Origin of the sequence: Robertkochia marina, from assembly GCF_004799345.1 — a bacterium.
Taxonomy (GTDB): Bacteria; Bacteroidota; Bacteroidia; order Flavobacteriales; family Flavobacteriaceae; genus Robertkochia; species Robertkochia marina.
This window is the reverse complement of the sequence record NZ_SSMC01000001.1, coordinates 96534-109874: the sequence shown is the minus strand read 5'-3', so window position 1 is coordinate 109874 and position 13341 is coordinate 96534. Positions and strand designations below refer to the sequence as shown.

Here is a 13341-nt window from a genome sequence, read left to right as displayed (position 1 = left end):
TTTTGCTATTGTTGTAACCTATATTATTCTGCTCCTGTAGTATCTTCACCTGTAGTGGTGGCAGGAGTTTCAGTTGGAACTGTTTCAGGAACGGTGGTTTCGATCTGTGAATCTTCCAGAAGCTTAGAGTCGCTTCCAATCCCGTTATTAGAAACAAGGGTGATGTTTGAAAGCAGGATCAGCACTACCAAAATGGTAGCCAGGGTCCAGGTACTTTTATCAAGAAAATCACCTGTTTTCTTTACTCCACCAACAACCTGGTTGCCTCCGCCTCCAAATGAAGAAGAAAGTCCTCCTCCTTTTGGGTTTTGAACCATAATCACCAACACCAACAGGAACGCCACAATAATGATCAGAACCATGAAAATATTAAAAGTACTCATATCGTTATTTATTACTATCTCTTAATTTCTTAATCGCTTGAATTTGGTCTGCAAATAAAATACTTTTTTCCGGATATTTCAAACTTAATATTTTATAAGCCTGAATGGCCTTCTTGTATTTCTTCTGCTCAAGGTATACCCGCGCCAGGGTTTCTGTCATAAGGACAGAACGAGGTGCTTCTTCTTCTTTGATGAGGCTTTCTGACGGACCGTCTTTTTTGATCGGAGAGATCTTAGGGTTGTTTTCTATAAACTTGTCTATGAGGTCAAGTTTGCTTTTCAGGCCGGATGCCTGTTCTTGTTTTTCCTCCTGCTTTTCTTCTGATGGAAGGGGTGTGGTTGGTGAAACTATTTCCTCTTCGGGTTTCCGGTCTACCGGGCTGAGTTTACCTGACAGGCGCAGCCATTCACTGAACGAATGTGTCTCTGATCGATCAAAATCAAGGGGCTGCCCCAGTTTTAATGTTGCTTCCGGCGTTTTCGGTTCTTCTTCATCTTCATCCGCCTTTGGTTTTGCGTCTGAAGAAGTGCGAATGGGGTCTTTAGGTTGAAACAGCTCCGGGTCCATCACCGTTTCTGAATCGACGTGGTTGAAGTCGAAAGCGGTTTTATTGTCTTTTACGATCACCTCTTCCTGGTCTTCCACCTCCAGTTGTTCAACTGTCATTCCCGTTGCCGACTGCATGATCCTGTTGGCTACCTGATTCTGAATAAATTCCTTGGAGGTAATAAATTCAAAAAGGATAGACCGATCGCAGGTATAGGCTGCTGCCACCTTGAGGCTGTTGTTATACTGAATGCTTTTGTCTTGTTTCAGGGCTTTTAATTGCAGGGCCCGGGCGGGTTGAAAATACGGATATTCATTGATCACCTCCTGGAACTCCCTGGCGTGATCTGCCGTTACTTTCTCCGGTTTGTGTAATAAAAATGAAAACCTTGAAACGTTCATAGTTTACCAATTAGCCAAGGAGGCGTTAAAAATATCCTGTGTAATACGCTCAAAGATCTCTTCATAAGCAGCATCTCTGACCGTTACCAGCTGAGTGCTGGCCGGGTAATCGTAGAAGAACGAGAACGTACGTTCAAAGTTTTCTTCTTCATTGTCTGTGTTGGTAAATCGTACCCTTACCCCAATGGTGAGCCTGTTCTGTGCAGCACGCTGGTCGGCGGTTGCCGACATCGGGGCTATCCGGTATTCGGTGATCTCACCTTCATAAATGAGGTCGCCATTGTCGGTTACCAGTTGCAGGTTGGTCTGATTCAGGATCAGGTCCTGCAGGGTGTTGGTAAACAGGATGTCAAGGCCGGGTTCAACAATGGGGGCGTTGTTTTGGAAAAAATTCACCTGGTAGCTCTCTGCAGTGGTATTGACTCCTGTGAAGTCATATACACCGCAGCCACTTAGCATTACACAGCAGATAAATAAACAAAAAAATCTTTTCATGAAGGTCAGGATAAGGTTCAAAAGAACGAAAAAAATTATAAATCGTACTGCTTGATCTTGCGATAAAGGGTACGCTCTGAAATGCCCAGTTCGTTAGCAGCTGCCTTTCGCTTTCCTTTATTGCGATCCAGGGCTTTTTTAATAAGTTCCAGTTCCTTGTCTTGCAAAGAAAGGGTTTCTTCTTCTTGGATCTCTTCGGCAAAATGATACTTGTCTTCCTGGGTGATCGGGGCGGGTGCAGAGACATCTTCCCGGGGTTGATCGAGTTCGAGTATGGCAAGGTCAGAAGGTTCATCCTCAGTGTAGTCTACAACATCTTCATCACCATAGATCTTTTTGATCAGGGTTTCATTGTCGCGTTGCACCTTCTCCTTATTGCCCTCCTTCATGAGCTCCATCGTAAGTTTCTTAAGGTCATTGAGGTCGCTCTTCATGTCAAAGAGCACCTTGTACAGGATCTCTCGTTCACTGCTGAAGTCGGTGTCTTTTTTCTCGTGGCTGATCACTGCCGGCAGATTATTTCCTGCATTAGGAAGATAGCCTGAAAGGGTAGAGGTTTTGATGCCTCTTTGCTGTTCGAGAACGGATATTTGTTCTGCTACATTTCTTAGCTGACGTATATTGCCGGGCCATCGGTAAGCGTTGAGCATTCGTACAGCATCATCCTCCAGTCTGATGGTAGGCATCTTGTATTTCTGGGCAAAATCTGCCGCAAATTTTCTGAAAAGCAGGTGAATGTCCTCCTTGCGATCCCTCAGGGGAGGAAGGTGGATCTCCACAGTGCTTAAACGGTAGTAAAGATCTTCTCTGAACTTCTCTTTTTTAATGGCCTCGAACATATTGATGTTGGTGGCTGCTACGATGCGTACATTGGTTTTCTGTACCTTAGAAGATCCGACTTTTAAGAACTCACCGTTTTCCAATACCCTCAATAGCCTTACCTGGGTAGTTAAGGGCAGCTCTCCCACCTCGTCGAGAAAGATCGTTCCCCCATCAGCCTCTTCAAAATATCCGCTTCTGGTTTGGGTGGCACCGGTAAAGGCTCCTTTTTCGTGTCCGAAAAGTTCCGAATCTATGGTGCCCTCAGGAATGGCACCGCAGTTCACGGCTATGAATTTTCCGTGTTTTCTGTGTGAGAGGGCATGAATGATCTTAGGGATTGATTCTTTACCAACACCACTTTCTCCTGTTACCAGAACGGAGATGTCTGTCGGAGCCACCTGAATGGCCTTTTCAATGGCACGGTTCAGTTTAATGTCGTTTCCGATAATACCAAAGCGTTGTTTGATGGCCTGTACAGATTCCATGGTTATATTTTGCCGGGGTTAATAGAATTTAGTTGTTGTCGCTGTATCCCACGGCCTCCCCGATAAGGGTGGCAGAGGTACAATCGTTGATCTTTACATTTACAAAGTCGCCCACCTTGTAGTTTTCCTTGGGGAATACAACTACGGTGTTCTGGGTGTTTCTGCCCATCCAGTGAGCGTCAGATTTTTTGGAGGGGCCTTCAATAAGTACCTCTTCTACCTTGCCAAGATGCTGTTGGGTGCGGTAAAGACTGTGTTTTTGCTGCAGGTTAATGATCTCTGTAAGACGTCTCTTTTTGACATCCTGTGGAACGTCGTCTTCCATCTTTCTTTCTGCCAGGGTTCCGGGGCGTTCTGAATAAGCGAACATGAACCCGAAATCATATTTCACGTATTCCATCAGAGACAGGGTATCCTGGTGATCTTCTTCGGTCTCTGTAGGGAATCCGGCGATCATATCCTGAGAAATGGCGCAATCGGGAATGATCTTTCTGATGTTGTCGATCAGCTCAAAGTATTCCTCCCGTGTATGAAGCCTGTTCATGGCATTCAAAATACGGTTGCTTCCGCTTTGAACCGGCAGGTGGATGTATTTACAGATATTCTTATGTTCGGCCATGGCCTCGATCACATCGAGGGTCATATCCTGTGGATTGGAAGTGGAAAAACGAAAACGCATTTTAGGCTGCGCCTGGGCTACCATATCCAGCAGGCCTGCGAAATTGATTGCGGTGGCTTTTTGCATTTCACTGGCTTTGGCAAAGTCTTTTTTAAGTCCGCCTCCGTACCAGAGATAACTGTCTACATTCTGCCCCAACAGCGTAACTTCCTTAAAACCTCTGTTCCACAGGTCGTTGATCTCTTCAATGATACTTTGTGGGTCACGGCTCCTTTCACGACCGCGGGTAAAAGGTACCACGCAAAAGGTGCACATATTGTCGCACCCCCTGGTGATGGATACAAAAGCACTTACTCCGTTGCTGTTCAGACGCACCGGAGCAACGTCTCCATAGGTCTCTTCCTTAGAAAGGATCACATTAACGGCATCACGCCCTTCATCAACCTCGGCAACCAGATTAGGCAGGTCCTTATAGGCATCAGGCCCCACCACCATGTCGACGATCTTTTCTTCTTCCAGGAATTTACTCTTAAGACGTTCGGCCATACAGCCCAGAACTCCCACCTTCATTTTAGGATTGATGCGCTTAACGGCATTAAAGGCCTCCAGTCGCTTTCGAACGGTTTGTTCTGCCTTCTCCCTGATAGAACAGGTGTTTACCAGTACCAAGTCGGCCTCTTCCATTTGCTGGGTGGTATTAAATCCTTCTTTGGCAAGGATAGAGGCAACGATCTCACTATCAGAAAAGTTCATCTGACAGCCGTAGCTTTCTATGTATAATTTTCGTGTGTTGTCCTTCTTCTGATCAAGCACCAGCGAATCGCCCTGCTTGTTCTCATCTATGATCTTCTCCATAACCCGTAAGTTCAATTAGACTGCAAAGATAAAATTTATTGTGGAGCAGTGACAAATTGGCAGGAAAAATAAGTTGCGAGGTTACGGAGTTACGAGGTTACGAGGTTGTGTCTTCGCGAAGGCCTTCTTGAAGGCCTGTGGCAATCTCCCGAATTCACCTCCGATGCTCTTGCGGGACGAGGCAATCTCCCGAAATTTAATCAGTACGCTATGCAAAGGTGGGGGCTTCTTCACGAAAAGACAGTGGAGAAGATCTTTCTGTTAAAACGGATCGCAATTGGTAAAATCTGGTTTGGGCAGGGTCCAGCTGGAGGCATTCAGAGAGAAGTAGGCGCATTTGGTTACGCTTTCTACCATCCAATTGCTTATGTTCTGGTTAAAATCGTATGCTTCAGTAAACATACCTGCCATGTCATCAACCATGGATACATTCCAGGAGCTGATGTCCTGGTTGAAGCGGTATGCAGAGTGGAACATGCCGGGCATTAAAATAACATTACTAACATCCCATTCGCTGATATCCCTGTTGAACTCATAGGCATAGGCAAACATACCTGCCATATCAACAACCTGGCTCACATTCCAGTTGCTGATGTTCCCGTTAAACATCGGGCAATAGGAAAACATACTGTTCATATTGGTCACGTTACTTACGTCCCAATTATTGAGGTCGCCGTTAAACGAATCTGCAGAATAGAACATCAGGGTCATACGGGTTACAGAACTCACGTTCCATTTGCTGAGATCTCCTGTGAAACTTCTGGCAGCGTCAAACATGACGGCCATATCGGACACATTACCTACATCCCATGAACTGATATCTCCATTAAAGGAGGCGGCATTCCAGAACATTCCCTCCATATTCGTAACACTGCTCACGTCCCAGCTGTTCAGGTTTTGGTTGAATAAATAGTCTCCTCTGAACATTTGCTTCATGCTGGTTACCTTACTTACATCCCAATTGTTAAGCGGTTGGTTGAAGATGTCTGCATTGAAAAACATGTAATCCATATTGGTTACGTTGCTCACATCCCAGTTGCTGATGTCTTGCTCAAAAGTATCTTTGTCTTTGAATAAATTACTCATATTCGTGACTAAGGTGGTAGCTAATGTGGTTACATCCTCATGATGGGCAACCATGGTTCTGAGGGTAGATTCATCCACAACGGTATAGGTAACCCCGTTGATCTCTCCTGTATCCCCGGGTTTTGCCCAATCCCTTGCCTTTACAGTAACCCCGTTGGTATCGAGGTAAACAGGATTGTTTGCGATTTCTTCTTCCTTGTTTTGGGTTTCCTCCTTTGTACATCCTGTAAATAACAGAACAAATAAGAGGGTGATACAGGTATTGACTTTCATAACTGTTGGAATTGATTAAGTGTGGTCTTTCTTTATTGAAAGATGAATTCCGTTAAAGAACATTAAATATTCACTGCTATTGAGATTGTTATTTTTTTGGGTTCTCTCATCGACTCAACACTTACAACCCACAATTCACCACACCCCACTTAAGGCACGCAAAGCGCGAAATTGGGCTTAGGAAGTGTCCAGTTCCCTGTGTCAAAAGCAAAGGCACTGCAATTGTCTACTCTGGAGACGTCCCAGTTACTGAGGTCCTGATTAAAGTTTTTCGCACTAAAGAACATGGCCTGCATATTGTTAACGCTACTTACATTCCAATTGCTGAGATCCTGGTTGAAAGCATAGTTATTAGCAAACATAGCCTTCATGTTGGTTACCTTGCTGACATCCCAATTGCTGAGATCACCATTAAAGTATTCACACCCGCCAAACATGTTTTGCATGTCGGTAACGTTGCTTACATTCCAGTTGCTTAGGTCACTGTTGAAGAATCTGGCGCCGTCAAACATGAATTGCATGTCGGTTACCTGGCTCACATCCCACTGGGAGAGATCCTGGTTAAAGCTGGTAGCGCCTTGAAACATATCCCTCATATCTTGAACGTTGCTTACGTTCCAGGTATTAAGCGGGGAGTTGAAATTGCTCGCTTTGGCAAACATGGAGCGCATGGTCGTAACCATGCCTACATCCCAGGATGAAAGATCCTGGTTGAATGCTGTGCAAAAGGAAAACATGAAACTCATGGCCTTCACATTGCTGACGTCCCAATTGCTGATATCGCTGTTGAAGGCGTGATTCCCTGAAAACATTAGGGCCATACTGATGACCTTACTTACATTCCATTTGCTGATGTCGCTGTTAAATACGGTGTTTCCTGAAAACATATGGGCCATGTAAGTGACCTCTCCGACATCCCAATTACTCAGATCTTTATTGAAATTTTTGGTTCCGGAAAACATGGCTGTCATATCGGTTACTTTACCAACGTTCCAGGTGCTGACGTCTCCATTGAAAGCCGTAGCGTCAAAGAACATGCCTGCCATGTTAACCACCTGGCTGACATCCCAGAAGGCCAGGTCCTGATTAAAACTGCTGGCTCCCCTAAACATTTCGACCATCATGTTGACATTGCTTACATCCCAACTACCGATATCCTGGTTAAAATCGATATTACCTTGAAATAACTGACTCATGTCGGTGATCATGGTCGTAACCACATGACGTACATCGGCATCATTGGCAGCCATATCTCTCAAGGTGGTTTCATCAACTACAGTATAAACAATGTTATTGATCATGCCGGTGTCGCCTGCCTGTGCCCAATCCCTGGCTTTAACAGTGACCCCGTTGGTATCCAGGTAAACGGGTTGTAACACACACCCGTTCTCATCAATGGTATCTCCCGGCTGGGTGTCATTACATTGGTCCAGGTCGTCAGAGATGCCATCTCCGTCACTGTCCTTTTGAGATGGGGCGCATCCGTTCTCATCTGCGGTTTCGCCCTGGGGCGATTCCGGGCAGATGTCCTTATCGTCTGTTATCCCGTCATTATCACTGTCCTTTTGAGAAGCAGAGCACCCATTGGCATCGACTTCGACTCCAGGAGCTGAGGAGGTACACAGGTCGATATCGTCGGTAACCCCGTCACCGTCGCTGTCGAGCTTGGTGAAATGGGCGCGGACGGTTTTGTTGCCGTCCATTTTAAACGAAAAGGGATTGTTGCTGCCGGTAACATCGCCCGACCATTTGGAGAATTGGTAAAACTCATCAGGGGTGGCACTGATGGTGGCCTGTTGCCCCTCGGTAAACACTTTTTCGGCAGGGGTGGCTACCCCGCCTTGTTCTGCGGTTACTCTAAGGGAGTAGGATGGGATTTCGTCTTTTTTACAGGATGCCGATAGCATAAGCAGGCACAGGGGGAGGGTGAAATGGATCTTCACAATGTTGATTGTTAGGTTTTTCCTGTAAATATATAGAAAATAAATAACAAAAAGAAAGTGGAAATATCAAGAATTGCAGGAGTTACAGGGGTGCAAAGGTGACAGGGGGTTTAGGGGTGTTTGCCCGCTTACCCGTCTACCTGCCTCCCTTAAGGCGTGCAATTCGTGAAATTGGGTTTTGGCAGGGTCCAATTAGGAGTGTTGTTACTGAATAAAGGGCAAAAATCAACCTTAATCACATCCCAGTTGCTGAGATCCTGGTTAAAAGAAATAGCCCCTTCGAACATTTGGGCCATATTGGTTGTGTTGGATACGTTCCATGATTCAAGAGATTGGTTGAAATTGCTGGCATTTTGAAACATATTCCGTATGGATGTTACATGGCTTATGTTCCAGTTGCTTATGTCTTGGTTAAAGGTGGTTGCGCCCGAAAATAGGAATGAAAGATTCTCTGTTTTTTCAAGCTGCCATTTGCTGATGTCTTGGTTAAAGGATGATGCGTTCTTAAACATTGCACTAATTTGGTATACGTTTGATACGTTCCAGTTGCCAATATCGGCGTTGAATAATGTTGCGTCGGCAAACATTCCTTTCAGATTTGTCACCTTCGATACATCCCAGTCACCAATGTTTTGGTTAAATACAGATCCATAAAACATTCCCTCCATGTTGGTTACGGTGCTTACATCCCACTCGGATATGTCAGCGTTAAAATGTTCGCACCATCTGAACATGAATTCCATATTTCTAACCTTGGCAACTTTCCAATTACTGATGTTTCCGTTGAAAGCGGTCGCTTGATCGAACATCCAGCTCATATCTGTAACGTTCTCCACAACCCAGAAATTGAGATCCTGATTAAAACTTTCTGCTTCGCTAAACATGCCGCGCATCGTTTCCACATTCGAAACATTCCAACTCCCGATGTCGCCATTAAAGCTGGTGGCTTTAGAAAACATACTATTCATATTGGTTACACTGCTCACGTTCCAATAGTTGAGGTCCTGGTCAAAAGCGTATGCCTTATTAAACATTCCTTCCATATTTTTGACGTTGCTTACATCCCAGGATCCTATATCACCATTAAAGGTCCATGCATCTTTAAGGAGATAGCTCATGTCTGTAATCTTGGTGGTAACCGCCAGGTCCAGATTGGCTCCGTTTCTGATTAGTGTTTCCAATTGATAGCGATTCACGACAGTATATGTTTTTCCCTGAATGGTGCCGGTAAATCCGGGTTCGGCCCAATCGTAGGCTTTTAGGGTAACTCCATTATCGTCAAGATAAACAGCATTTTTGCTGCAACCACTAATCAGATTATTAGCGCAGGCATCTTTGTAATTTATATCCTCTTCCTCTTTATTGCAGCTCGTAAGCGTTGTTATTATGAGTAGGCAGACGAACTGATAAGCTTTAAATTTAAGATTCATCCGGTTTGATATTAAAATTTACTTGTAGGCCAGGGGAGTATTATGTTAGAGGGAACAATTTGTAAAATTAGGTTTTGGCAGGGTCCAGAAGTGTTTTTAAAATGCATTATTACTGTAGATATAACCTATTAAATATAGTAAATAAATAGCAGGTAGTCTGTGATTTGACCGTGAGTATGAGCCGCAGGGCAGGGTGTTGTGGAGGTGTTCTGTATGCATTAATCAGCTTGCCCGTTTAGGAATACTCCTTTCATCAGCGCTGCCTGCACGCCTCCCCATAGCCATCGGGATGCCCCCACGCTAAGAACAGCTGCTGGTTGTTTTTGTTAACCCTCGGGCCTCCCTTAACATGGGGAAGGCGAAGAAGAAAAGGGGTAAACCTGCGTGCCGCCAGCCAGGGAGGCAAACTGGTAAAGGGGTAAATTCCAGATCATAAGATTTTCCTTCACCCCCGAGTCTCACCCTCAAGCCTCACCCTCCATCTCGATACAATTGCTGGGCAAGCACCCGGGGTGACGCGGTACTCAAACTCAAACTCAAACTCAAACCTGCCTGCGGCAGGCAGGCTCGTCCCTCGAACTCAAATTTTATCTCTACATTTACTTCAACTAATCCAACTAAAATGACTTACGAACAACTTCTTCAAAGGCTCGATGCCGGCAAAATACCGGATCTGGGCGATGTACTCGGCAATGCTTTCGAATTGTATAAAAAAACATGGTTGCACGGATTTCTTTATGTGCTGTTAAGTTTTATCCTGGTGGCGCCGGCCTTGCTTATCATTTATTTTCCGATACTGGGGGCGGCCATCTTCGATGCCCAGGGGTATGATCCGGCTGATGTTATTGAGTCGATGCCGGCCATATCCATCATTTCTATGACCCTATTGTTCCTTGTGGTCATGATCTTTGTTCAGGCTATCGTCATGGCTTTGCAGGCGGGTCTGTACCGATTGTTTGCTGCTGCGGAGAAAGGGGAGGAAGTCAAAGCAGGTATTCTTTTTACCTTTTTAAAAGGGAGGTACCTTGGGAAAACCTTTCTGCTTTCACTCATTGCCATGTTGATCGCTCTATTGGCAACCGCGATGTGTGTGCTTCCGGTGATCTATGTAAGTGTGCCTATCTATTTCTTTGCAGCGGTATTTGCTTTTCATCCTGATTTCAGTGCCGGACAAATAGTAAGGGCTGCATTCAGATTAGGAAATAAGACCTGGATTGTTAGCTTTGTGCTCATCATTCTTTCTTCCCTGATCGCGCAAATGGTGGGATTTCTGGCCTGCGGAGTAGGGGTGTTGTTTACATCTGCTTTTGTTTATATGACGATATACAATATATATAAGGGTGTTGTATCAGGAGGTGATGAGGGTGGAGAGCCCGGGATAAATATTGGTACTAACGTGTAAAGATCGCCCGAAAATTGTGACCTTCCGAGAGGTGCGGATCGCAATTGCGGAGAAGGTGTACAGGAGGATATTAAAAAATCTGTATACTTTTGTAAACTCAATAACAAGGAGCTTATGGCAAAGAATTTGGTAATAGTGGAGTCGCCTGCCAAAGCGAAAACCATAGAAAAATTTTTAGGGAAAGACTATCAGGTTGAATCCAGTTTTGGTCATATTGCAGATCTTCCGGCCAGGGAGTTAGGGGTGAATGTCGAAAAGGATTTTAAGCCGAAGTATGTTGTCTCTTCCGATAAGAAATCGGTTGTAAAGAAATTAAAAGACCTGGCTAAGAAAGCTGAAATTGTATGGCTGGCCAGTGATGAAGACCGGGAGGGAGAAGCTATTGCCTGGCACCTTGCAGAGGAGCTTAAATTGAATAAGGATAAAACCAGGAGGATCGTATTTAATTCTATTACCAAGAGTGCGATCCAACGGGCTATAGATAATCCGAGAACTATAGATTACAACCTGGTCAATGCGCAGCAGGCAAGGCGGGTACTGGATCGTCTGGTGGGTTACGAATTATCTCCCGTGCTCTGGAAAAAGATAAAAACCGGTCTTTCGGCCGGTAGGGTGCAGTCTGTTGCTGTGCGTCTCATCGTAGAGCGTGAACGTGAGATCAGGGAATTTACGCCTGAGGACTCTTTTCGTGTAACTGCTGTTTTCAGCACGGAAGACGGAAAGTCATTTAAAGCAAAACTCGGAAAAACCTTTGCTACCGAAGAAGAGGCCAGGTCTTTTCTGAAAAAGAATATAGGTGCAGGTTTTAAGGTGGCGTCTCTGGATACCAAGCCTGCCAAGAAATCACCTGCCCCGCCCTTTACAACATCCACCTTGCAGCAGGAGGCTTCCAGAAAGCTGTATTTCTCGGTTGCCAAGACCATGAACATGGCACAACGGCTGTATGAGGCCGGACTCATCACTTATATGAGAACCGATAGTGTGAACCTTTCGCCTGAAGCTATCAGCGCAGCAGAGAAAGAAATCAGGGATTATTATGGCGATGAGTATAGTAACCCTAAAAATTACAGCAGTAAATCAAAAGGAGCCCAGGAAGCGCACGAGGCCATACGCCCAACCGATATGAGCAGGCACACGGTTCAGATAGAAAGAGACCAGGCGCGCCTTTATGAGCTGATATGGAAGCGTACTCTTGCCTCACAGATGAGTGATGCCCGTTTAGAGCGTACCAATGTAAAAATCGAGGCAGATTCGCATCAGGAGTTATTCCAGGCTAATGGAGAGGTGCTAAAGTTTGAAGGATTCCTGAAGGTGTACCTCGAAGGTACTGATGATGAGGATGAAGAACAAAGTGGTATGCTGCCACCTCTTAAGGAAGGGCAGAAAGTATTGGATAAGGCCATTACGGCTACCCAGCGATTTACCCGACCGCCATATCGTTATACCGAGGCGTCTTTGGTGAAGAAACTTGAAGAATTAGGTATCGGCCGACCGTCCACCTATGCACCTACTATTTCTACTATTCAGAACAGGGGTTATGTAGAGCGTGGAACTGTTGACGGGGAGGAGCGTACATACAAGGAGTTGGTGCTGCTCAAGGGTGAGCTTAAGGATAAGGAGCTTACTGAAATGGTGGGTTCAGATAAAGGAAAGCTGGTGCCAACCGATATAGGTTCCATTGTAAATGACTTCCTGGTAAATCACTTTTCGGGTATTCTTGATTATAATTTTACCGCAAGAGTAGAGGAAAGTTTTGATAATATTGCTTCCGGAGAGGAAGACTGGACCCAGATGATGAAAGAGTTTTATAAAGACTTTCATCCTAATGTAAAAGATGTTGAAGAAAATGCCGAGCGCGAAAGCGGCGAGCGTGTTCTGGGTACAGACCCTGAGACGGGACGTCAGTTAAGTGTGCGTCTTGGTCGTTTCGGTCCCATGGCGCAAATCGGTACTTCAGAAGAAGAAGAAAAGCCGAAGTTTGCCAGCCTTCTTCCAGATCAGTCTATAGACAGTATCACCTTTGAAGAGGCTCTCGATCTGTTTAAGCTTCCTAAAAAATTAGGAGTTTATGAAGGTCAGGAGGTTGAGGTGAACGTAGGACGCTTCGGGCCCTATGTGCGATTTGGTAAATCTTTTGTGTCTCTGGCCAAAGGTGAAGATGTTTTTTCTGTAGACATGAAAAGAGCTGCTGAACTGATCAAAGAAAAGCAAAAGGCTGATGCGCCCATCGCGGCGTATAAAGGAAAAGACGTTACCAAGGGTAAGGGGCGTTTTGGTCCTTTTATTAAATGGGATGGGATGTTCATTAATGTGAATAAGAAATATGATTTTGATAACCTGAGTCAGCAGGATATTGAGACGCTGATCGAGGATAAGCTGCAGAAAGAAAGAGATAAGCTCATTCAGAGTTGGGATGATGAAGGTATCAGGATCGAAAAAGCCCGATGGGGCCGCTCCAATATTATTAAGGGAAAGGTCAAGGTAGAGTTGTCGAAAGATGTAGATGCTACCAAGGTAACCCTTGAAGAGGCCAAAGCCTTGTTAGAGAAAAAAGCCCCTGCAAAAAAGAAGACCAAAAAAACCAACGCTAAAAAATAAC

The 13341-nt window shown here is 45.0% G+C and carries 10 protein-coding genes; 2 read left to right on the top strand and 8 right to left on the bottom strand.

All coding sequences use genetic code 11. The annotated features are described in order from the left end of the window. Window positions 1–23: 23 nt before the first annotated feature. The 8 genes from secG to E7Z59_RS00370 form a co-directional block, all read right to left on the bottom strand. On the bottom strand, window positions 24–383 hold the full coding sequence (gene secG / locus E7Z59_RS00405) for a preprotein translocase subunit SecG (RefSeq protein WP_136334315.1): 360 nt from the start codon (window positions 381–383) through the stop codon (window positions 24–26). Window positions 384–387: 4 nt separating this feature from the next. Continuing rightward, a complete protein-coding gene (locus E7Z59_RS00400; RefSeq protein WP_136334314.1) occupies window positions 388–1332 on the bottom strand; it encodes a hypothetical protein in 945 nt (314 codons plus the stop codon). Window positions 1333–1335: 3 nt separating this feature from the next. After that, window positions 1336–1827, bottom strand: a complete 492-nt coding sequence (gene lptE, locus E7Z59_RS00395) for an LPS assembly lipoprotein LptE (RefSeq protein ID WP_136334313.1) — start codon at window positions 1825–1827, stop codon at window positions 1336–1338. A 35-nt stretch (window positions 1828–1862) separates the two neighbouring features. Then, a complete protein-coding gene (locus E7Z59_RS00390; protein ID WP_136334312.1) occupies window positions 1863–3134 on the bottom strand; it encodes a sigma-54 interaction domain-containing protein in 1272 nt (423 codons plus the stop codon). 28 nt (window positions 3135–3162) lie between these two features. Further along, window positions 3163–4608 (bottom strand): tRNA (N6-isopentenyl adenosine(37)-C2)-methylthiotransferase MiaB, encoded by a 1446-nt coding sequence (gene miaB, locus E7Z59_RS00385; RefSeq protein WP_136334311.1) that lies wholly within the window; start codon window positions 4606–4608, stop codon window positions 3163–3165. 261 nt (window positions 4609–4869) lie between these two features. Beyond that, the gene (locus tag E7Z59_RS00380) at window positions 4870–5967 is read right to left on the bottom strand and encodes a BspA family leucine-rich repeat surface protein (RefSeq protein WP_136334310.1); all 1098 of its coding nucleotides are present in this window, start codon (window positions 5965–5967) and stop codon (window positions 4870–4872) included. Window positions 5968–6116: 149 nt separating this feature from the next. Next, window positions 6117–7910, bottom strand: coding sequence for a BspA family leucine-rich repeat surface protein (locus E7Z59_RS00375; protein WP_136334309.1), 1794 nt, complete (start codon window positions 7908–7910; stop codon window positions 6117–6119). 149 nt (window positions 7911–8059) lie between these two features. Further along, window positions 8060–9340 (bottom strand): BspA family leucine-rich repeat surface protein, encoded by a 1281-nt coding sequence (locus E7Z59_RS00370; RefSeq protein ID WP_136334308.1) that lies wholly within the window; start codon window positions 9338–9340, stop codon window positions 8060–8062. A gap of 622 nt (window positions 9341–9962) precedes the next feature. Here E7Z59_RS00370 and E7Z59_RS00365 point away from each other — a divergent pair. Next, on the top strand, window positions 9963–10742 hold the full coding sequence (locus E7Z59_RS00365; RefSeq protein ID WP_136334307.1) for a hypothetical protein: 780 nt from the start codon (window positions 9963–9965) through the stop codon (window positions 10740–10742). A 114-nt stretch (window positions 10743–10856) separates the two neighbouring features. Further along, a complete protein-coding gene (gene topA, locus E7Z59_RS00360) occupies window positions 10857–13340 on the top strand; it encodes a type I DNA topoisomerase (RefSeq protein WP_136334306.1) in 2484 nt (827 codons plus the stop codon). The last annotated feature ends 1 nt before the right edge of the window (window position 13341 follow it).

What these genes read in the sequence shown, in the direction of transcription:
- secG (WP_136334315.1), bottom strand. Translation starts at nt 383, where the DNA reads ATGAGTACTTTTAATATTTTCATGGTTCTGATCATTATTGTGGCGTTC.
- E7Z59_RS00400 (WP_136334314.1), bottom strand. Translation starts at nt 1,332, where the DNA reads ATGAACGTTTCAAGGTTTTCATTTTTATTACACAAACCGGAGAAAGTA.
- lptE (WP_136334313.1), bottom strand. Translation starts at nt 1,827, where the DNA reads ATGAAAAGATTTTTTTGTTTATTTATCTGCTGTGTAATGCTAAGTGGC.
- E7Z59_RS00390 (WP_136334312.1), bottom strand. Translation starts at nt 3,134, where the DNA reads ATGGAATCTGTACAGGCCATCAAACAACGCTTTGGTATTATCGGAAAC.
- miaB (WP_136334311.1), bottom strand. Translation starts at nt 4,608, where the DNA reads ATGGAGAAGATCATAGATGAGAACAAGCAGGGCGATTCGCTGGTGCTT.
- E7Z59_RS00380 (WP_136334310.1), bottom strand. Translation starts at nt 5,967, where the DNA reads ATGAAAGTCAATACCTGTATCACCCTCTTATTTGTTCTGTTATTTACA.
- E7Z59_RS00370 (WP_136334308.1), bottom strand. Translation starts at nt 9,340, where the DNA reads ATGAATCTTAAATTTAAAGCTTATCAGTTCGTCTGCCTACTCATAATA.
- E7Z59_RS00365 (WP_136334307.1), top strand. Translation starts at nt 9,963, where the DNA reads ATGACTTACGAACAACTTCTTCAAAGGCTCGATGCCGGCAAAATACCG.
- topA (WP_136334306.1), top strand. Translation starts at nt 10,857, where the DNA reads ATGGCAAAGAATTTGGTAATAGTGGAGTCGCCTGCCAAAGCGAAAACC.